Raw genomic sequence first — 21,585 nt, 5'->3', positions numbered from 1 at the left:
CTCGCAAATTGATTAAGCAAGATGCTCTGCTTTAATAAATTCGCCATGACCCGCCTTGCCGGTAACAGCTCCCGCTTCATACACAAGCGTTCCCCTTACGAGCGTGTGCGTTACTTTTCCTTGCATACTCATTCCGTTATAAGCACTCCAGCCAGCACTTGATTGAAGCTCACGCTCATCTAGCGTCCAAGCAGCAGCAGGATCGATAATCGCGATATCGGCATCGTAACCTTCAGTTAATCTGCCTTTGCGATGACCAAGCCCAAATACGTCAGCAGGCCTTTGACTGATCAGCCTGACCAAGTCGGTAAGCGTCAATTTTCCTTTCGCCACTCCCTCGCTGTAAATAATCGGAAGCAAATGTTCCACTCCGGGAGCACCTGAAGCATTATTAAAAATATCCGCGTCTGATTTACGCCCAATTAGCCACGGAGCATGATCGGAAGTAATCATATCGATCGATCCGGTTTTCAATAATTCCCATAAATCCTCTTTGTCCTGCTTCGTGCGAAGCGGTGGATTGATTTTACCTTTCGCCTGCAAACGCGGCATATCTTCTTCACTTAGCGTCAAATAATGGGTACAGGTTTCCGCAGTGACTTTCGCTCCGATTGAACGGAAATAATCCACCAATTGAAAAATACGCGGATACGTACAATGATATAAATGCAGTTTGACTCCTGTCTCATAAGCAAGCTCCATAGCGGTCAGCGCTGCTGCTGATTCACTTACTTTCGGTCTGCTCCAGCCATGCGAACGTGGATCAGCACCTTGGGAGCGATATTTATCAATATATCTGCGAACGATCTCATCGTTTTCGGCATGCACGCCAACCGGACAACCTGTTTCAGCAATGACCGCAAACGAATCAAGCAATTGTCCGTCATCTATTCGCGGAAAGCGGAAGGAATCCGTATTAAACATCGATACTTTAAAGCCGCAAGCACCTGCCTCGGCAAGCTGGCGGATATGGTCATACCCGTCTTGCTTATGAATCGTAACAAGCATCGCCATATCAACGATGGATTGCTGTTCCAGCTGTTGTTTTTTTTCCTCGAATGCAGGAAGCGTACAGATCATCCCCGTCGCATCATAAGGCATTTCAATAATCGTCGTTACGCCTCCGGCAGCTGCAGCCGCACTCGCTGTGTAAAACCCTTCGTCAAGCGAGCTGTAACAATGGACATGAGCGTCGACTGCACCAGGCAGCACATAACTGCCTTCGGCATTAATCTTTTCTGTTGCGGCAGCCATGTCAGCGTCGTCTCTATGACCAATACGAACAATTTTACCGTCCTTGATTCCAACTGCGGAATGGTATGCGACGCCCTCTGGAAGTACGAGATTTCCATAAATGACGAGATCATAGCTGTTATTCACCATTTGCTCCTCCTTCCAATTGAATGCCGCTGCGAATAAGCTCATGCATAGCAGAAATATCTGGGGTTAGCGGACGATCTTCCGTCAACATAGGCACTGCACTGCGAATTTGTGAATAAACAGCGGCCGAGCCTCTGCCTAATTCAGATTGTATACCGCGTAAATCAATGGCTTGGGCTGCATGCAGCGCTTCCATCCCTATAATGTAGGTTAAGCGATCGATGATGTCTTCGAGCTTACGAATGACGAGCGGTGTATTGTTTGCATGATCCTCCATGTCGCCTGCCAGCGATAAATAATCAGCAGATACCGGATTAGAGAGCAAGCGGATTTCCGCATCAAGGGAGGTATATGTTTTTTGAAGCGTTCCGAATGCAATAGACTCAGGATTTGGGGCTAGAAACCTCTCCAGACCCGTAAAGGATGGCGTTCCGAGCTTAAGTGATCTGTAGCAGCTTATTTTGGATACATGACTTAGCGCTATCGCTACCATCTCAAACGCCACGGTCCATGAGGTTACGTCAAAGTTTGAGGAGGGCACTACTCTTCTTTCATCTATTAATATACAAGGATTATCATCAGATCCGTTTAATTGAATGAGCAGCAGCCTTGTCGCATAAGCAAGCGCATCACGAGCTGCGCCATGTACATGGCAAGCACTGCGAAAGCTGAGCGGATCTTGAATTTTATCGTTTTTACTTGACTGCTGCAGCGTTCCGCCTTGCAAATAACTTCTCACATTTGCCGCGCTTGCTGCAGCTCCCTCGAATGGCCTTACCTCAAATAACGCCGGATCAAGCGGATTCATGCATCCCCGAAGCGCTTCAAGCGACAATGCAAAAATAGCATCTGCCGTACCGAGCAGCTTTAAAGCCGCTGCTGCTGCCAGAGCACCTGTGCCCGCGGACAGCGCATTGGAGCTTACAATTGCCAAGGCATCCTTTGGCCCCAGCTTCACAGGAGTAATCCCCTCCGCTTGAAAAGCCGTTTCCGCGCTCATCATTTGGCCTTTGTAATTCACATTTCCTTCTCCCATCATCGTTAAGCCGATATGTGACAAAACCGAGATGTCGCCTGCGCCAACAGATCCTCGAAGCGGAATGATCGGATGGATAGCTGCGTTAAGCAAATCCTGATACATGAGTACGACCGCAGGCTGCACACCTGTACAACCAATAAGCAATGAATTCAGCCTGGCAACGAGCACGGCCCGCACCTGCTGCTCAGAAGCAGCAGGCGCAATAGCCGCCGAATGGGAATAAATAAGATTGCGGTTAAACTGTTCATACATCTCCGTTGTAATGGTTCGATCTTTATTAAGACCTACGCCGCGGTTTAGCCCATAGATCGGAATGCCTTCAGCAGCAAGCTCATGAATGAGAACATGAGCCTCCTCTACTCGCTTTAATGCATGCTGCGAGCACTCCACGCGATAACCTTCCGATGCAATTAGCTCAAGCTCGCGAATCGTGAGCGTATTGCCATCAAGCGTAACCACTCGTTCGGACGACTGTGTATCCTTCAAACCGATACCATCTATAACTTCATTCATAATAGGCACCTTCTTAGTAGATATCGATAAATTAGATTGATCGTTCTAGACAATACCCTTCAGGCCATATTCAGCAAGCGGTATGCCAAGCGCCTTCTCCACCTCGGGATATACGGTAGGGTCCTTCACGCTGGAGCTCAGAGGCACATATTGCTTATCGATTGCAAACAATGCGATCTCCATGCCTTCCTTCACGCCGCCTACGCTGATCGGCAGACCTGTTGCTGCTTCAAAGGTTGTAATGACATCCGGATAAGTTGTAAGTCGTTTACCGTTAGCATCATCCACTGCCATATATTCATTCATGACATGCATCGTCAGTTGACCGCCTGATCCGTCCGCCATTGTAATGGTGCCAATATCGAAAGCGCCTGAATAATGTACGTCCTTTTTCAAAACGACACCGCGACCGATGATCTGTCCATTTGTTTTGCTGCAAACCGTTTCCATAATCGCTTCCGCGCCGTTCGGCTCAGCCTCGATCATCGCATAACCTAGATCAAGCGCTAACGAAATGCCGCCAATTGCTGCATGCTCCTTCACATAAGATGCTGGAATCGGATGGCGAGCAGAAGCGATAAATCCTCCCGACATATCTGCAGCTGTCCGCAAAATATTCGATGTCTTAGCTGGCGTACCTTTTACAACGAGCTCCAAATAAGAACCCGTATCTCTGCGTCCGCCAACAACGACCTGAATCGTTTCATAATCGGTGCGGGAAGCAAGGCCCATCGAACCCATCTTGCCTGTTGGATGCGCACGAATATCACCAGTCGCATCAACGACAACCAGACCGAGCGCCGCAGCTGGAAGCCAGCCATTAATAGTGCTCGACATACCGTTTTGCGGTGTCATAACCCCCACAACCTTGCCGTCATAGTTGTCCATCAGAAGTTGAACAGCCTTAATATAATCAATGCCCCACATTTCCCAGTCATTTCCTGCTGGTGCGCCAATCGCCGTCGCTGTCACAATAATGGCATCATCAGGCAGCTCATCAACCGAAACCAGCTTTGGTCTAGCAATGCCTACTGCTGCTCCGCCAATCTCAAGACCATGATCAACCCAGCCCCCGCCTCCGGATGCGAATACTGCCCCTCCTCTTACTGCTGCTTTTACATCCTCTATCGTTAATTCACGCATCATGCATTCTCCTTCCGATTCGTATCAATTCGACGTATTCCCTTTTTGCTTACTTCATCCAGCGCTTCCTCATAACCAGCGTCAGCATATCGAAGTACGCCAAGGCCTGTGTCATTGTCTAGCGTCGTTTTTAATCGAAGTTCTGCATCGGATGTGCCATCTGCAACGAGCGTGACACCCGCGCTTGTCATATATCCGCTGTAGCCGCCCCCTCCGGAGTGTATCGCTACAAGATCAGCCATCGATGAACAGTTAATCATCGCATTAAGCAGCGGCCAATCCGATATTGCATCGCTGCCATCCTTCATGTTCTCCGTCATAATATTCGGGTGAGCCATTGCTCCCGCATCGAGGTGATCACGCGAGAAGGCAATGGGACCGCTCAGCTCGCCAGCTTGAACCATGGCATTAACCGCTAGTGCCAGCTTCGTCCGATCGCCATGACCGAACCAGCCAATGCGTGCTGGCAAACCCTCGACCGGAACATACTGATTCGCTAAGCGAATCCAGTTGACTACAACCTCGTTATCGCTGAAATGCTCCAATATATATTGATCTATCTTGCGAATATCACTAACCTCCCCGCTCAAAGCGACCCAGCGGAACGGCCCAATCGCACGAGAAAACAACGGTCTTAGAAACGCTTCGGTAAACACAGGAATATCAAAAGCATTTGTAACGCCATTTTGTACTGCCTGCGAACGAATATTGTTGCCATTGTCAAAAACGACAGCACCTCTGCGCTGAAACTCCAGCATCGCCTCAACTTCTAATGCGATAGAAGCTCTTGCATCCGCTTGAAGCTGATCCGGTTTGGTTTTGCGCAGCTCAGCAACCTTATCTAAACTGTAGCCTGAAGGGATATAACCGTACATGAGATCATGCGCCGACGTCTGATCGGTTACAACGTCAGGCTGAATGCCTCTGCGAATCAGCTCAGGATAAATATCGGCTGCGTTGCCAAGGAGACCGACTGACAAGCTCTCCTTCTTCGCACAAGCTGCTTGAATCCATTCCAAAGCCTCATCCAAGCTTGCCGTTTTTTTCTGCAAATAACCGACCTCGATACGTTTGTCGATTCTAGCCTCGGACACTTCTACGCATAAAATAACGGCACCCGCCATCGTTCCTGCAAGCGGCTGTGCGCCGCCCATCCCTCCGAGACCAGCTGTCAAAATAAACTTCCCAGCCAGATTGCCGTCGTAATGCATTCTAGCTATCGATTGAAAAATCTCATAGGTTCCTTGTATGACGCCTTGTGAACCGATATATTGCCAAGCTGCCGCGGTCAAACCGCCCCAAACGATTAATCCCTGCTCTTGATATTTATAGAAATTGTCGCTCGTTGCCCATTTGCCAACAATGTTGCAATTCGCCATTACAACAATTGGAGCGTACTTATGTGTTCTCATAATACCGATAGGCTTGCCTGATTGAATGACCAGCGTCTCATCTTCCTCTAATGATTTGAGCGTACTGACAATTGCATGATAGGAGTCCCAATTACGCGCCGCTTTCGCAAGGGCAGCATAGACAGTAAGCTCTTGTTGGTTTTCGCCATTTTCAAGAACATTCTCAAGCATTCGCAGCAGCGCCTCCTGCCTCCAGCCTTTGCAACGCAGTTCAACGCCTCTGGCAGCCACAATTCGATCCATATTCGATTCTCCTTATTATCATTATTCAATAATTAGTTTCTATTAATCAATAAATTAACAAACGTTTCCTCTCTAGTCAATACAAAAAAACAAGTTTACGTCAGTTTAAGTAACGCACTAGGAATAAGATGCTTTATAAATATAAAGGTTACCTCATTTTTTGCAAAATAGAACCTGTAAACTAAACCCATCAATCGGTTTCGTATGTGGCTGAAAGTTTGCTGAAAGAACGAGTAAATAGATGCATCTTTTTCTAAAAAGACAGATAATAGAGGGGGAAGCTGCGAAAGGGGAATATGAAATGGTGTCCTTCAAAGGGATTAAAATATTGCTTGTGGATGATGAACCAAATATCGTGCAATTTCTGGAGCTCGGTCTAATTAACGAAGGATTTGATATTCGGTTCGCCTATGACGGGGAATCCGCTTTGCAGGAAGCGAGTACCTTTCAGCCCCATGTCGTCATCCTCGATGTGATGATGCCCGGGCTGAACGGATTCGAAGTATGCGAGGCATTAAGGGCTACAGGCGATAATATCGCTATTATTATGCTGACAGCAAAAGATGAGATTGAGGATCGTGTCAAAGGCTTAACCCTTGGAGCTGACGACTATCTGGTGAAGCCCTTCAGCTTCAGCGAGCTGCTTGCCCGCATAGGAGCGAGACTGCGGAATCAGTTTCCTAATTTGCTTGGTGAAGCTGTGTATGGACCGTTCCGGCTCGATGACCGCCGCAAAGAACTCATTTATATGGAACAGGTTCTTGAGCTGTCTCCTACCGAATATGAGCTGCTAAGGTTTATCATTCTAAATCATGGTGTCGTGCTCAGTAAATCGCTCATTTTGGATAAGGTATGGGGATATCAATTCGGTGGAGAAGAAAATATTGTCGAGGTGTATATCCGCTCGCTTCGCGACAAATTGGACGACAAGGAGCATCGCCTCATTCGAACACTCCGCGGGGCCGGCTATCGGATGGATCTGCCATGACGCGTATTAAAACGTCCGAAGTCACTCGTATCTTTGCTCCACGTTCACTAAAATATCAATTATTATATCGGTCGCTGCTAATACTAGCGGCTTTGTTTCTGTTAATTGGCGTGCTTCAATACTTCATTATGAAGGACTTTATTTTTCAAAATAAAGCCGATGCCTTAAATGCTCAAATCATGTCGATGCCCATGGATTGGTTTATAGATGGGAAAGATACGAATAACCGACCTGAAACGAGCAATCAGGGTGATCCCGCTAATTCGGCTGAACGGCCGCAGCGAGATCGACGCGACTCGCCCATGTTCTATCAACCGGGGTTGTCTATCGTCCTGATCGATTCAAACGGTGTCACGGCTGACGTATCGAAGGATAATAACCTTAACGCCCCGCTTCTATCAACGGGCGAATATGAGCAAATTAGAAATCAGCTTAAAGCGCATAAGCAAATTGGCTATAAAATCTTGAACAATGCCGAAGGCATCGAGCAGCTAGTCGTCTTCCGCATGGCTGGACCGCCAGGCAGAGCCGAAGGCATCATTCAAGTGAGCACCGAAACCGATTCACTCAAGCAGCTGCTCATGACACAGCTTGCTATATTCGCTGGCTTATCTGTCCTTGCACTTGCAGCAGGGCTCGCGCTTTATTTGCCGCTGCTTCGGCGTACGCTTCGTCCTTTATCTCGCGTCGTTGTGGCAGCGCAGCAAACCGATGCAGGCAGCTTAACGAAACGAATTCCCGCCAGCCAAGGACAAGAGGAAATCGATCGTTTATCCGATGCGTTTAATGGCATGCTTGAGCGCCTCGATCATTCCTTCGAGGCGGAACGGAAAACAACTGAAAAAATGCGGCGTTTCGTAGCGGACGCCTCCCATGAGCTGCGTACGCCGCTTACTTCTATTCACGGATTTCTAGAAGTGCTGCTGCGCGGGGCGGCCTCGAATCCGGATCAACTCGCGCGCGCGCTTAACAGCATGTTTCTTGAATCCAATCGTATCAACAAGCTGGTCGAGGATTTACTCGTGCTGGCGAAGCTTGATCAAGACCCTCAGCTGCAGCTGGCCGAAACAAAGCTGGATGCGCTTCTGCTCGAGATGGAGCCGCAATTGCAATTGATTGCTGGCAATCGCACAGTAGAGCTGCTGCTCACACCTAATGTGAGCGGCCAGTTCCATGCGGATAAGCTGAAACAGGTGGTGCTCAATTTATTTTTCAACGCGGTGCAGCATACCGATTCGGAGACAGGCGTGATCAGTATCACGCTCGCAACGTACAATAATCAAGCCGAAATACTCGTTGCCGACAATGGAACAGGGATTGAGGCTATGCATTTGCCGCATTTGTTTGAGCGCTTTTATCGAAACGAATCATCCAGAACGCGTAAGAAGGGCGGCGCAGGTCTAGGGCTTGCCATAACGAAATCAATTGTAGATGCTCATAGAGGTACCATTACAGTAGACAGTTTGCCCGGTGCAGGAACAACCTTCCGCATTTTGCTCCCAACCACCCCGCTCCAGCCGGTCGATATGCAAGACTACAGTCAGCAGTGAGATGATTCAGTGTTACAAAAACATTTCTTAGTTGTAAAGAACACATTTTAATACAAAAGGAGCTAAGCGAAAAGAATGTGCTTAGCTCCTTTATTTTTTGGCAATATCTAACGAATTCACTAACTCTTATTTAGACTATTTGTAAGCAACTTGAAAGATAATGAACTCCAGAATCGTTATTTCGCGAAAAACAGCGTATGACACCCTGTAAAGTGTGACTTTACATCAATAAGGTTCGTTAGATTTTAAAAAAGGTCATTTTCTACCTAATAAGCTTGACACAGTTCGTTAGAGAAGGTGATCTTGGTATGTGCTGCACTGTCTTCATAAAAGAGGATATCTTTGTCAATTTTATGGCTTTTGAGGATAGGCACCCTCATTATTTACCATCTATTCCGCAGACTGCATCTCTGCTAATGCCCGCTGAGCTAATCCGTTTAATGTAATGTCATCCATCGGCGGATTATGCAAGCCGGCGCGAACATCCCGGTACATCCGCTCCAGCGGAAGCGTGCGAGACAAGCTGGTTCCCCCCACTATTCTCATGGCAAGATCAACGATACGAACGGCTGAATTGGTCGCCACATATTTAGCGAGACCCAGCTCGGGCTTTAATCCGCTCCGTCCCTCCGGTTCCCGGTCCCAGCGATCGGCGATGCTGTAGAGTAAGGTGCGAGCCGTTATCAGCTCCGCTTCCATTTCGCCAATTTGCCGCTGGATCGTTGGCAGTTCGGATATCGGGCCTGGCAAACTGTTAGGCCGATAGTTTTGGGCAAAGTGAATCGCAAAATCACGTGCCGCATGTGCAATGCCGATATAACAGGCAGGAATATGAAGCAGCGTTCCGCCATCGAAGGCCGTCCCGCCTTTACGATTAATTTCTGCGCCTTCAAGCGTGCCGCTGTCTGGCACGAATACTTGATTCAACAGGAGGTCATGGCTTCCTGTTGCCCGCATGCCGAGCGTATCCCATGTTTCCTCAATACTTATGCCCGCACCCATTGGAATTAAAAATTCGCTTGCACGATTTTCTTCTTCCATCCACGCAGATATGGTGAAATAAGACACATCAGGACTAAGCGTGCTATAGGTCTTGCGCCCGTTAATAAGGAAACCTCCAGCCGTTCTTATCGCTGTAGTTTCCGGCTTGCCGCCTCTGCTTGGGCTTCCAGTTGCTCGCTCGCTTGCATAATGATTTATTGTGGCGCCTTTGCTTACAACCTCCTTGCAAAAGCTGGCGTATAAAGCTTCCGGCCATGGACGGCTTATCCGCATTTGCATCACCTGCCCCAGATGCCAGCCCGCGGCGAGCGCCGTTGAACCGTCCCCGCGGGCCAAATGATCCTGTGCAAGCACAAATTCATACAATGACGCCTCATCCCCGCCATATTGCTTCGGCACAGTAAGCTTCAAATACCCGCACTCCCGCATATCGGCAAAGTTGTCATGTGGAAAAGAGCCTTCCCTATCATGCTTAGCTGATCTTCCTGCAAACTTGCTCGCCAGCTGATCCGCTGTCGCCACGATTTCCGCTTCGCGCTCATTGCGAACGAACCGATCCTTTTCGATTTTCACCTGCATAAAGCTGTCCAGCCTCCTATCCACACTCTCATATCTGTATAGCAATCTTTCCTTTCAGTTTACACCCATCCTGCCAAAATAAAAATGAAAAAAGGATTAAATTGCTTCGGTTATCTAAGCAACTAATCCTTTGTGGAGACGTCTATTACGATATACATGATATGGAGGGCTTTCAGATGAAAAAAACTACTATTGCATTATTATCGCTTATGTTGTCTGCCAGTATATTTTCAGTTAATCACATTCATGCAGAAGCAGCAAATCAGCCATTCGTAATAGAGGGAAAAGTGGTTCAGGGACGCACTTTAGTTCCAGTACGCTATGTTGCTGCAGGGTTAGGGGCTGAGGTTAATTGGAACCAACAGTCCAAAACGGTAACCATTCTTAACGGAAAAACCGAGGTTATGCTCAAAATTAATTCAAATAAAGTGATGCAGAATGGTACTGAAATCACGATTGATGTTCCTGCTCAAATAACCAAAGGGGTTACATACGTCCCCATTCGCTTTATCTCACAAAGCTTAGGCGGTACTATTTCTTGGGATGCTAAAAGTAGAGTAGCCGACATTTCTTTAGGCGACAAACAAGTAAGAATTACTACAGAGTCTACTTTTAACTTGTCTACAATCCCGCAAGAACATATCAATACGCTGATCCAAAAAGCGAACGAAGCGACTAATCTATCATCCTATTCACAAATTAGAGCCCATTTTAAATCCAATTTTACTGGCACATTCATTAATAAAATCATCAAACAAAATGGACTAGAGTTCAACGTTCCATTCACAGGTACAGCATACAGTCATTCCGAAGGAAAAGAAGGATATATTAATCAATATGAATCCCCCTTAAATGCTGGAGGCATGATTGTCGAGCGAAAAATCATCCTTAAACAAATTCAAAATACATGGATGGTCGACGATATTATTTTCTCAAGCTCGGCACCTTAATCAAGCATAAAGCCAGCGATTTTGTTTAATAAAAAATTTCAATTACGTTCCATCACTCTTCAATCTGCTTTATAATCTTGGCGGGATTTCCACCTACAACTACGTTATCTGGCACATCCTTTGTAACGACAGCACCGGAAGCAACAACGACATTATTGCCGATGCTTACGCCAGGGTTTACAACGGCTCTCCCGCCTATCCATACATTATGGCCAATCGTTACCGGTTTTCCGTATTCAACGCCAGATATTCTCTCCTTTGCATTCAAGGGGTGAGTTGCTGTGTAGATGTGTACTCCTGGTGCAAGAAAACAATTGTCGCCAATTCGAATTTCGCAAACGTCCAATAGTACACTATCAAAATTAGCATAAAAGTTTTCTCCAACATGAATATTGTAGCCGTAATCACAACGGAAAGTGGGCTCGACATATAGACTTTTGCCTGTGGACCCGAACAATTCCTTTAGCAGCTCAGTTCTTTTGTTATCCTCTGTCTCCAAGGTTTGATTAAATAACCTCGTAAGTCTGCGAGCGTTCATTCTATCCGCAACCAGCACAGCATCGGCTGCATTATAAAGCTCACCACTGAGCATTTTCTCTTTTTCTGTCTTCATTTGGTACCACTCCTGTTTGTTGTTTCAATTTTAAGCAGAAATACGGTTTGTCTGGTCACTTCATTCAATTACTTTTTTGTTCCTGAAATCATTAGGCCTAAACCAAGCTTCTGTAATCCATACAAATAATCTTGTTTCCAGTCGCTCACAGTAAGCTCCGGCAAATGTTCTTTAGGAATATAGGCTGCGCTTCTTAATGTTATTTGGTCGGTAATTTGCTTATTTATTTCATCATTGGAAAAAATAATCGTGTGCGGGTTTATTGTAGCTGTAAATGAGGCTACCAACCGACTAATCGCATCAATCTTTTTCTCATCATGAACCAATGCAGTTTCTGTTCCATCCTCGTTATTCAGGGCTTGTACAAAATTTCGGTCATCATACTGAGGAACAAAGGATATTTCTCCTGAGAAAAACGTACTGCCTCGCACGACATCACCATTAATCATAATGCCTGCACCAGGACCATTTTGACCCAAATACAAGTAGACCAAGGAACCCTTGTCTTTATTGTTTCGGTTGTCGTAGTACCCAAGAACAGCCGCATTCATATCATTTTCTACAACGACAGGTATGGATAAACGCTCCTCAAAATATCCTTTTAAATCAAAATCATGAAACTGCTCATAGCTCGGGATGAAAATAATTCGGCCATTATTGACTGAACCCGGCACACCTATAGCTACAGAGCTGATTTTAGGATGCTTTTCTATAATGCTTTCAAGTAAATGAGATAAGCTCAAAGCATCATCCATTAGCACACTTGAAGTACTGCCTTGTTCCTTCTCTTCGCCTAAACAATTAAAAATGGTATAGTTAGTTTCTGTTTTCTCTAAAAATATAGCCAAACCGAGCATGAACTCGGGATTGTATGCGTATCTGTTTGCTCTTCTCCCGCCACTTGAATGGTCGAGACCAACTAAAATGAGTTCACCGTCCTTTTCCATTTGCGTGAGAAATTTACTAATGGTAGGGAAGCTTACTCCAAGCTTTTGACTTAGCTCAACCTTCGTGGCACTCCCATGCTCCAGAAGAGCCGCTCGAATGCTGCGTAAAATAACTTTTTTCCATTCTTTTGGAGTTGCAAATAGCTCATTTATGATGATCACCACCTCTGAGTGCTACACTTATTAAATTCATTTAATAAGTTACACCGATAATATCAGAATATCGTCTTGGATAAAAGTAATCTTCAGGAAAAAATAAGAGATGCTTAAAAAAGTTTTCATGTTCATTCTATAGAATAACACGTAAAGCAATTGTTCTGGTAATAGCCGCACTCAGACAAGAAAGGATGTAACGATGTATCAAGGAAAGCTGCGAAAAATGACTATTTTATTGTTGGTTTTATATACCGTATTAATCTTCTATTTCTTATATGTCGGATTCAACAGAGCTGCCTCTATTCATGACAGCGGCTTGCGATATAATCTAATACCCGAGAAGATCCATTTATTCCTCCCTATGCAGAGAGACTTTTCATTTTCGCTCTTTGAGTTCGGCAACTTTGCAGCATTTATACCTTTCGGAATCATGATCCCGCTTCTGTTTCGTTCTCGTTTTCTGCGTTTCATACTGCTATTTATTGTATCGATTACCATGCTTGAGACGCTGCAGATGTTTTCCCGTTTAGGCTCCTTTGATATTAACGATATTATTATTAATACGTTAGGCGCTGCAGTAGGCTACTGCGCACAAAGGTTTGTTCGACATGAGCGTGATACATTCAAAGGCTTCTGCAAAATAATAACAACAGCTTTTGTACTTGCGATTGTTGTCATTGGCAGTATTGGAGGCATTAATAATTATCTAGATAAAGCAAGCAGCGAGGTTATCGCTTTAGATGAACTGCCATTAAAGGCTGGAACTGTTCTTTGGGATAAAAGTCTCTCCAGCTTTCCCGCAGCTCAAGAGAACGTTGAGCCAAAACTAAATAAGTACAGCCGAAACAATACACGAACAAATGAGTTTACCTATCTTTTAGACGGCAAATATCACATGATAGCAGGTAATGTCGTGATATCAAAAGCCTTAATTCAAAGCAACAGCAATGGAAATATCGATCTCATTTTTAGCGCAGACGGAACCGTAATCCATTCATATGGATGGAGTTTCGATGGACAGGAAGAGCTTCCTTCCGAATTTTTTCAGATCCCTTTGAATGGAGCAAAGGAACTTACTATAAAAATTGTTAATCCTACATCAGATCAAGATGTCCTGCTGTGGGACATTGCACTTCATAAAGTAAATACCGGACAAAAAATAATAAATGGGATCAAACAAAAACTAAAAACATTATTTTAAATGGAAAAAGCCGAATTTCTTAGCTTGCAAAGAAATCGGCTTTTTGTAATGTCACTTCACTATTCAATCTGCAGCTCCATGCTGAAGCACAAACTCATCCAGCTTTGCACCTTCCACGTCATAGGCTTGATAAGTTAGATTGTCGCCGTTTACCGTAATCCCTGCGAACATTTGCTTCTCATTCTGAAAATGAACCTTGTGATAAAACTTATCTTCCTTTTTCTCATTGAATTTTTGCCCTGCTGTATTGGTTACCACATATACAGTGCCCGCTCGGTTTTGCACCGCTTGATCACCGTCGCCTGTAATTTGACCATCACGAAGCGGATAGGATCTGGAGTACTCATGATTATGGCCCTGCAGCACCAAATCAACCTCAAATTCGTCAAATAGCGCTGTCCAATCCTTCACCTTCTTGTTCGTATTGCCTCCGTAAGGCCCTTGATGCAGAGCAACGATTTTCCATGGCTTATCCGTGCTCTCCAAATCTTTTTTCAGCCAGCTTGTTTGCTCCTTTATATTTGATTCCGAATTTAAAATAACAAAATGAACAGAACCATAATCAAACGAGTATGTCGTTCCCGCATTCGATCCCTTCGCGCCACTCGCAGGTAAGTTGAAATGAGAAACAAATCGCTTGGCATCTCCATCCACTTCATCATGGTTGCCCGTAACTGGCATAAATGGAACCTGTGTTACCCACTTGCCTGCTTTTGCGAAAAGCTCGGTCCAGGCTTGCTCATCGGTGGGCTCTTCTGTCAGATCACCATTATGAACGATAAAAGCAGAGGTTGGGAAAACGTTAAACGCCTGATCCAGCGTATTTCCCCACAGCTCAAAATCCTGCTCCGTCACGCCTTGCGAATCTGTTACGTTTATGAAAGTAAAAGCATCGCTTGCTTCAGCCTCCGTCTTAAATTGTGCAGCATCGCTCCATGCCTCTTTTTCTCCGCTGCCTACTCGGTACGTGTACGTGGTTCCCGGCTTAAGTCCGGTAGCTTCTGCTTTATGAACACCCCGCAAAATGTTCTCACCTATATCAATCGATGATGTCGTACCCATAAAGGTCATTACAAGAGCCTCTTCCCAATCGCTAGGGGCGCCTCCTTCAATGATCTGAACAATTGAATCGGAATGTGCATTCGTACTATGCCAAGTGAAGGCGCGGCTAGTTTTTGGATCGCCCTTGAACGTGGTCACAATCGCGGCTGGCTTTACCGACTTATTGGCCTTTAACCATTCCATGCCAATGGCTCCAACAACTAATAAGGCACAGCATATGAGCAGTATCATCATGTCTTTTCGGATCTTGATCCTAGTCACACTCCTTCTTCTCTATCTAATTTTAATTATATCTTAACAAAAAGCTGTTGCACGGCGCATTCAGCAATCTTTCAGCCAGCCTTAAGTTAAGAATAAGTAAAGGCTCGTAGAATAACATTTGTAAGCAGCGAGGGGCGCTGAACATGAAATGAGGTGTGAGATGAACAATAACCTAAACTATCGCCATGAATTGAAATTTTTCATTAACTATCATCAATACTTTATTATTCGCCAGCGGCTAAAGGATCTGATGGAGCAAGACAAACATGTCGGTCCGTCAGGCGAGTACCATATTAGGAGCTTATATTTTGATGATATAAACAACAAAGCTTTGCATGAGAAGCTTGGCGGCATTCGCGATCGGGTCAAATATCGTATCCGCATATACAATGGCCAAGACCATGTCATCCATTTTGAGAAAAAGATTAAATTCAAGGACTACATCGCAAAGGTAAAGGAACCGCTAACGAGGGAAATGTACGACAAGCTTATGGATGGCGATTACGACATCCTTAGAGGGCCGGACAAGCCGCTTTTGAACGAAATTCACAATGAAATGAAGCATCATTTGCTTCGTCCGAAGGTCATCGTCGATTATGTCCGTGAGCCATATGTTTACGCTAACGGCAACGTAAGAATTACGTTCGATAAGGAGCTGCGCACCGGGCTTCATGCCGTTAATATTTTTGATGAGAAGGTGGAGCCCGTACGCGCACTCGACAATGATTTAATCATTCTTGAGGTGAAATACGACGAATACATTCCAGCTTTTATCCGAATCGCTTTGCAGCTGGAAGGACTAAACCGGCAATCCGCATCAAAGTATGTCATCTGCCGAAAACATTTGAAGTTCAACACATGGGAGGATTATTAAAATGGAAACTACTACAACTGCCGCGGCAGCAACGGAGACGACAACAAATTTTGCCGATCTTTTAAAAAATTCAGTACTGGATAACTTTGCTTCTGATATCAGCCTTTCGAAAATATTGATTACGCTGGGCGTCGCTTTTTTACTTGGCTTCTTCATTTATTTGCTTTATAAACGAATATTTAGCGGCGTGCTTTATTCAAAAAGCTTTAACGTTTCGCTGATCGGCATGACCATGATTACTGCAGTGGTCATTATCGCGATTAATTCCAATCTCGTGCTGTCGCTCGGTATGGTTGGCGCTTTGTCCATCGTCCGTTTCCGTACTCCAATTAAAGATCCAACCGATTTAATTTTCTTATTCTGGGCTGCCGTTGCAGGCATCGTTACTGGCGCGGGCTTCTTTACTCTAGCGGTAATTGGTTCGGTTGTTGTTGGTCTTATTCTGTTCTTCTTCGTTAAGGGCGGATCGGTGGAAACACCTTACCTGCTTGTTGTTAACTGCGACAGCGACGCTACCGAGCAGCTTGTTCACAAGCAAGTCGGTACGCTCGTTAAACGTTATAACGTGAAGCAAAAAACCGTGACGCAGGGCAATATTGAAATGACGCTGGAAATTCGCCTTCGCGACGAAACCGGACGTTTCGTTAACCAACTGACGGAGCTGGCTGGCGTTCGTAACGCCGTACTTATTAGCTATAGCGGGGACTATGTATCCTAATTATCGGGAGGTGTTTTCATGAAAGCGAAAGCGCGTGTAATCTTGTTATGCTTTTGCTCCATTCTCCTGATTACTTTACTCGCTGGATGTGCCGCAGGCGGTACATCCTTCAGTCTCAGCAGTTCGGGTGCGGCAACGGGTACAGATGAGAAATCAGCGGATGAGCAAAAGCTAGATGAAACGGTTTTTCCTAAAGATAAAATCGTAGATGTAAAAATTACGATCGACGAGGATGCGTTCCAAAATATGCTGGACAACGCCAGCGCGGAGGAATATAAAGAAGCCTCGGTCGAATACAACGGTCAGAAGTTCGATAACGTAGCCATTCGAACGAAGGGCAACCTCAGCTTGAACAGTGTCGTAAGAATGACCGATTCCGATCGGTACAGCTTTAAAATTTCATTCGATGAGTATGTTAATCAAACCTTGCAAGGAATAAGCAAAATTAATTTAAATAACAACTACAGCGATGCCTCTTATATGCGAGAGTTTCTATCGTATGAGCTTGCTGAGCAAATGGGACTTCCAACCCCAAAATATTCATATGTCAATGTATACGTCAATGGAGAGCTATGGGGCTTTTATTTGGCTGTCGAGCAAATAGGCGATGCGTATCTTGAGCGTAATTTCGGCAATGCATATGGTGCCCTTTACAAAGCAAACGGCGGCAACGGCAGCGAGCTCAACTGGCTGGAAACGATCGATGCCTATACGGGCCTCGATTTGAAGTCCGACAAATCAAATGATGATATTTTGCTCGATATGCTGGATGTACTGAACAATGGCGCAAGTTACGAGAGTGTGCTGGACGTTGATGAAGCGCTTAAGTTCATTGCCTTAAACGCAGTAGCCGGCAACTTTGACAGCTACCTCTCTGAGAAAAAACATAATTATTATTTGTATGAGGATGATGGTATTTTCAGCATTTTGCCATGGGATTATAATATGTCCTTTGGCGGTTTCGGCGGCTCCAGCGTGCTCATTGATGAGCCAACTACCGGCGCGATAACCGATCGGCCGCTTATTAACAAGCTGCTTAAAGTGGATGCCTATAAAGATAAATATCACAAAATCGTTACAAGCATGTTAGAAGGATATTTGGCAACTGATACGTTTCAGGCAAGGGTCGATGAAATTAAAACTATGATCTCGGATTATGTAAAGGCTGACCCTTCCTCCTTCTACACGTATGAGCAATATGAGCAAGGCGTTGCTCAGGTTGTTTCCTTTAACTCGCAGCAAACCAGCACCATTGCACAGCAGCTCGCCAGCACCATTCCTGCAGCTGGCGACGGATCTGGCAGCGGCGGCGGAATGGGTGGCGGTGGTGGCATGGGCGGTGGTGGCGGATTCGGCGGCAATCGGCCAAACGCTCAGGAGGGTAACGCTCAGGGCAACACCGGAAACAGCAATGCTGCTGTTAATGCAGGAGCTGGGCAGCTTAATGCCGGAATAACAGCGAACAAAGAGCTGAGTCCGCAAGGTGCTGTGGCAGATGGCATCGTTCAGCAAGTAGTTGATAACACTACCTCCCCTACTACGCAGAGCACTCAAGGCAATGCAGATGCTGCTGCTCCTGACGGGCAAGCCCCTCAGGGCGATGCTGGTGCTGCTGCTCCTGACGGGCAGGTCCCTCAGGGCGATGCGGGCATGGCGCCGCCAGATGGTCAAATGCCTAATCAGCAAGGCGGCATGCAAGGTGGGTTTGGCGGCCAACGACCAAATGATATGGGTGGCGGAATGGGCGGAGGCTTCGGCGGCCCTGGCACGCAGCAAACTCAGGCACAAGGCAGCCCTAAAGAAGCCGCGACGGCTGGAATCGCCATCGTGATCCTGCTTCTCTCCTGTGCATTCATCGTCTTCTATAAACGGAAACGACTATAAGCATCTTAGCTCAAAAAAAGATCGCTAACCTATTGCCACTATGGCATACAGGGAGCGATCTTTTTTTCATATCAACCCATTAGAAATACCTTTTCGCCTACTTCAATGTCTCCTGTCTTTTTCACAGAAGCATACACCCCGAAGTTTAAATTCATCTCTGTGTTAATTTTTTTCAATAGGGAAGCATCACGTGCAAGGGAATCTGGATCAAGCGTAACCATGGAGCAGCGATCACAATATTTATCCACTTGCAATTCAGCACCGCCTACCGTTATTCTTCTGCCTATCCACTCTTTTTCTCCAAAAGCGCCTTCCTCTACTGTAATCAGTATATTTGCTCTAAAACGCCGTGCGTCCAGCTGTTTTCCCCATATCGCTTCGAGCTTTTGCAAGCTCCTATCGGTGATGATGAGAATGCTGCCTTCATCCACCGCTTTAAGGTCAGGACTTTGTGCCTGATAGCTGCGCATCCGCATCTTCTTCTTGGAGTACTTCTGTATCTCAGCTAACAGCTCCTCGTTCCAGCTGAAGGTCTGACCCTCTGGAGAAGTTATCTCTACTAAGGGATGCTCTGCGCTCGTGCGTTCATCAACCAGCTTCGCTTTGTATGCAAGCATCGCCGGAATTTCTCTTGCAGTAAAGAAGCTATCCCAGCCTTCCTTTGTTTCATCATAAAAAGCATAACAACGGTCGCCCATTAATCCGTAACTATCGATTTTACAGGTATCCAGATCCTCTCCTGCAAATGACTTAATCGGGTACCTGCTTATGCCAGTAATTTCACCAATCAACGTTAATGTCAATCCAACAACCTCCATACATCCGTTTTCTTCCATTCACAAGTATCTTTGATTATAGTATAAACACAAAAGACGCGCGATAAGCCAAGTACACCTTTCGATACAGAAAGGGTTTTCGCTTATCACGCGTCATGTCGTTTCACTTAATTAGAAAAAGAGGTGTATTAAATCCTCCATGCTCCAATGCTGCAGCTGATTAGGGAATCCCTTTGGAGCAGTAGTACAAGCCGCCAGCTTATAGCTTCGGTTCAGTTCATATTGTTTGAAAAAATAAGCCTCTGTTCTTGGAGTTAAAACGATGGAGCTATCCTCGCCAATATGTATAGAGAAGGAATCCAGCGGTATAGACAACCCTTTACCCTTTGCTTTTATGTAACTTTCCTTCAGCGTCCAAAGCTCATAGAAATAAGCGGTTCGCTCCTCCCCTCTCAAACAAAACAAACGTTCATATTCCATTTTCGAAAAATAAGATTTTGCTATACTTTCATCTATTTCACAGATTTGTTCCACATCAATACCTACCGGGGAAGAGCTTATAAATAGGGCAACCCAATCTCCAGCATGCGAAATATTAAAGTGAAAACTTTCGCAGCCGATAAGTGACGGCTTTCCATATGAATTGTAAGTAAACTGAATCGCTTGATTGGATAGGTCTAGGTTTCGCACAATTGCAGCACGTACAAGCACTTCACCAAATAACGTCCGATAAACATCACATTGGTGTCGCAATCGACTTATCTTAATACGTTTCTCTTCTGATACGAGACTTAACAATTGCTGGTAGTCATTCGACGTAATGTTTTGAGGTATTTTCAAAACCATGATCTCAGCCTGCACAGTTTGCCGCTCCTTTCCCCCTCAACAAATCCTAAAAGCACTCGTCTGAATCTATCATAAATTCGTTTTCCCATAACGCGCCATCACTTCATGAATAGCTTTTGCCCCAAAACGAATAGCCTCAACAGGCACACGCTCATCTGCCGCATGGATCAACTCCGAGAAATTCATGTCCTCTGGGAGCGTCATAGGCAAAAAACCATACGTTTGGATGCCTAATGTTGAAAAATGTCTCGCATCTGTTCCACCCGGCAGCAGCATCGGAATGGGCACTGCAGCTTCATCCGCTTTCTTCAGCACATCTGACAGCAATTCAAACATTCCCATTTCCGGGTTTTCTGGACAAGGGTCATGACGAATTACCTGTAACGTTATTTGATGTTGTATGGCATGAGCGTACAGCTCGGCAATGAACTGCTCTGGAGTAAAACCGGGCAGCAGCCTCCCATCCATCTCCACGATGATTTCACTGGGATGCACATTGATTTTATCGCCGCCATGCACAACCGTAGCACTGATTGTGTTGCGAAGCAGCGGTTGAAACAACTTCCCCTTGTCACCCAATATCCTCAGCATGAGATTGCTCAGGCTTGGCCGAAGCAGCCCCTTCAATAATAACCTCGGCAATAGGGGCAATGCCGATGCCATGGATTGAATCATATACGATGCTGCAGGCGTGACATGAATCGGCAGCTTGACCTTATTTAACGCTCCCAGCATATAGGCAAGCTGCGCCATGCTTCCTTCATTTTGGCCGAGAGAACCATGTCCGCCTCCTCCTCTAACCGTAGCTCTAAGGAAACAAATTTGTTTCTCTGCCACCATAATGGGATAAAATTTTCGGCCGCTTACATGAAAGGAGAAGCCCCCAAACTCCCCAATCGCATAGTTTACGCCAGCAAAGAGATAAGAATGATGTTTAACTAAGTAGGAGGCTCCTAAATCCCCGCCTGCTTCTTCATCGCTTACAATAGCCAAAATCATATCGCCTTGTAATGCTGTTTTCTCTGCGTGGGCTCTTAGAAAGGCGGCAAGCAACATCGCTACACCGCCTTTCATATCTAGGCTTCCTCTCCCCCATACGTAACCATCGATAATCTCACCCCCGAATGGATCGCGGCTCCATGCTTGCTTCTCTACACCTACAACGTCAACATGCCCGTACATGAGAAAAGGAGGTGCATCTCCGCACCCCTTTAATCGTGCAATTAAATTAGGTCTATGCTCTTCTTGTGCAATAATGATCGTATCGCTAATACCCGATTCAAGAAGAAGATCACGAATAAAATAAATACAATCTCGCTCATTGCCTGGTGGATTCGTTGTATTGAACCGTATTAATTGCTGCAATAGATATTGAGGGGACTCATATATCGGCCCGTCCAAGCTGCTAATCATCGTAAAGTCCTCCTTGGCATGGTTGACTTCCCTTT

18 protein-coding genes are annotated in these 21,585 nt (G+C 45.6%); 7 read left to right on the top strand and 11 right to left on the bottom strand.

The annotated features are described in order from the left end of the window. Positions 1-12 precede the first annotated feature (12 nt). Genes AC0VYE_RS09910 through AC0VYE_RS09895 form a run of 4 tightly spaced genes read right to left on the bottom strand, consistent with a single transcriptional unit; the run spans position 13 to position 5,730 of the window. Positions 13-1,383, bottom strand: coding sequence for a dihydroorotase (locus AC0VYE_RS09910; RefSeq protein ID WP_475447540.1), 1,371 nt, complete (start codon positions 1,381-1,383; stop codon positions 13-15). After that, positions 1,373-2,932: an HAL/PAL/TAL family ammonia-lyase gene (locus AC0VYE_RS09905; RefSeq protein ID WP_475447538.1), complete on the bottom strand. Its 1,560-nt coding sequence runs from the start codon at positions 2,930-2,932 to the stop codon at positions 1,373-1,375. The genes AC0VYE_RS09910 and AC0VYE_RS09905 overlap by 11 nt, the downstream gene beginning before the upstream one ends. A 45-nt stretch (positions 2,933-2,977) precedes the next feature. Further along, a complete protein-coding gene (locus tag AC0VYE_RS09900; RefSeq protein WP_475447536.1) occupies positions 2,978-4,078 on the bottom strand; it encodes a DUF917 domain-containing protein in 1,101 nt (366 codons plus the stop codon). Beyond that, the gene (locus AC0VYE_RS09895) at positions 4,075-5,730 is read right to left on the bottom strand and encodes a urocanate hydratase (RefSeq protein ID WP_475447534.1); all 1,656 of its coding nucleotides are present in this window, start codon (positions 5,728-5,730) and stop codon (positions 4,075-4,077) included. Before AC0VYE_RS09895 ends, AC0VYE_RS09900 begins: the two co-directional genes overlap by 4 nt. A 301-nt stretch (positions 5,731-6,031) precedes the next feature. Here AC0VYE_RS09895 and AC0VYE_RS09890 point away from each other — a divergent pair, with 301 nt between their 5' ends. Continuing rightward, a complete protein-coding gene (locus AC0VYE_RS09890; RefSeq protein WP_076269413.1) occupies positions 6,032-6,718 on the top strand; it encodes a response regulator transcription factor in 687 nt (228 codons plus the stop codon). Further along, complete coding sequence (locus tag AC0VYE_RS09885; RefSeq protein ID WP_475447531.1) at positions 6,715-8,268, top strand: sensor histidine kinase; 1,554 nt, start codon at positions 6,715-6,717, stop codon at positions 8,266-8,268. Before AC0VYE_RS09890 ends, AC0VYE_RS09885 begins: the two co-directional genes overlap by 4 nt. A 390-nt stretch (positions 8,269-8,658) precedes the next feature. Here the strand turns inward: AC0VYE_RS09885 and AC0VYE_RS09880 are convergent, their stop codons facing one another. Further along, positions 8,659-9,849, bottom strand: coding sequence for an acyl-CoA dehydrogenase family protein (locus tag AC0VYE_RS09880; RefSeq protein WP_475447529.1), 1,191 nt, complete (start codon positions 9,847-9,849; stop codon positions 8,659-8,661). A gap of 176 nt (positions 9,850-10,025) precedes the next feature. Here AC0VYE_RS09880 and AC0VYE_RS09875 point away from each other — a divergent pair, with 176 nt between their 5' ends. Next, positions 10,026-10,799, top strand: a complete 774-nt coding sequence (locus AC0VYE_RS09875; RefSeq protein ID WP_475447527.1) for a copper amine oxidase N-terminal domain-containing protein — start codon at positions 10,026-10,028, stop codon at positions 10,797-10,799. A gap of 52 nt (positions 10,800-10,851) precedes the next feature. On the opposite strand, the gene AC0VYE_RS09870 is transcribed toward AC0VYE_RS09875, so the two are convergent. Then, on the bottom strand, positions 10,852-11,412 hold the full coding sequence (locus AC0VYE_RS09870; RefSeq protein ID WP_475447525.1) for a maltose acetyltransferase domain-containing protein: 561 nt from the start codon (positions 11,410-11,412) through the stop codon (positions 10,852-10,854). A 68-nt stretch (positions 11,413-11,480) separates the two neighbouring features. Further along, complete coding sequence (locus tag AC0VYE_RS09865) at positions 11,481-12,512, bottom strand: ROK family transcriptional regulator (RefSeq protein WP_475449509.1); 1,032 nt, start codon at positions 12,510-12,512, stop codon at positions 11,481-11,483. A gap of 202 nt (positions 12,513-12,714) precedes the next feature. On the opposite strand from AC0VYE_RS09865, the gene AC0VYE_RS09860 reads away from it, so the two are divergent. After that, positions 12,715-13,716: a VanZ family protein gene (locus AC0VYE_RS09860; RefSeq protein WP_475447523.1), complete on the top strand. Its 1,002-nt coding sequence runs from the start codon at positions 12,715-12,717 to the stop codon at positions 13,714-13,716. A 63-nt stretch (positions 13,717-13,779) separates the two neighbouring features. Here AC0VYE_RS09860 and AC0VYE_RS09855 read toward each other — a convergent pair whose 3' ends face one another. Beyond that, on the bottom strand, positions 13,780-14,961 hold the full coding sequence (locus AC0VYE_RS09855) for a purple acid phosphatase family protein (RefSeq protein WP_475447521.1): 1,182 nt from the start codon (positions 14,959-14,961) through the stop codon (positions 13,780-13,782). A gap of 238 nt (positions 14,962-15,199) precedes the next feature. On the opposite strand from AC0VYE_RS09855, the gene AC0VYE_RS09850 reads away from it, so the two are divergent. Genes AC0VYE_RS09850 through AC0VYE_RS09840 form a run of 3 tightly spaced genes read left to right on the top strand, consistent with a single transcriptional unit; the run spans position 15,200 to position 18,515 of the window. Then, the gene (locus AC0VYE_RS09850) at positions 15,200-15,913 is read left to right on the top strand and encodes a polyphosphate polymerase domain-containing protein (protein ID WP_475447519.1); all 714 of its coding nucleotides are present in this window, start codon (positions 15,200-15,202) and stop codon (positions 15,911-15,913) included. A gap of 1 nt (position 15,914) precedes the next feature. Then, positions 15,915-16,631 (top strand): DUF4956 domain-containing protein, encoded by a 717-nt coding sequence (locus AC0VYE_RS09845; protein WP_441961658.1) that lies wholly within the window; start codon positions 15,915-15,917, stop codon positions 16,629-16,631. An 18-nt stretch (positions 16,632-16,649) separates the two neighbouring features. Continuing rightward, complete coding sequence (locus AC0VYE_RS09840) at positions 16,650-18,515, top strand: CotH kinase family protein (RefSeq protein ID WP_475447508.1); 1,866 nt, start codon at positions 16,650-16,652, stop codon at positions 18,513-18,515. Between the two features lie 71 nt (positions 18,516-18,586). Here the strand turns inward: AC0VYE_RS09840 and AC0VYE_RS09835 are convergent, their stop codons facing one another. The 3 genes from AC0VYE_RS09835 to AC0VYE_RS09825 form a co-directional block, all read right to left on the bottom strand. Continuing rightward, the gene (locus tag AC0VYE_RS09835; RefSeq protein ID WP_256710968.1) at positions 18,587-19,318 is read right to left on the bottom strand and encodes an MOSC domain-containing protein; all 732 of its coding nucleotides are present in this window, start codon (positions 19,316-19,318) and stop codon (positions 18,587-18,589) included. Between the two features lie 144 nt (positions 19,319-19,462). Further along, positions 19,463-20,152 carry a 4'-phosphopantetheinyl transferase family protein gene (locus tag AC0VYE_RS09830; protein ID WP_475447505.1) on the bottom strand — a complete coding sequence of 230 codons (690 nt, stop codon included), beginning with the start codon at positions 20,150-20,152 and terminating at the stop codon, positions 19,463-19,465. A 54-nt stretch (positions 20,153-20,206) separates the two neighbouring features. Continuing rightward, positions 20,207-21,550, bottom strand: a complete 1,344-nt coding sequence (locus AC0VYE_RS09825) for a M20/M25/M40 family metallo-hydrolase (protein WP_475447503.1) — start codon at positions 21,548-21,550, stop codon at positions 20,207-20,209. Positions 21,551-21,585 lie beyond the last annotated feature (35 nt).

Source organism: Pristimantibacillus sp. Z349TD_6, assembly GCF_056173205.1.
Note: the sequence above shows the minus strand (reverse complement) of the source record. Positions and strands in the feature narration are given on the sequence as shown.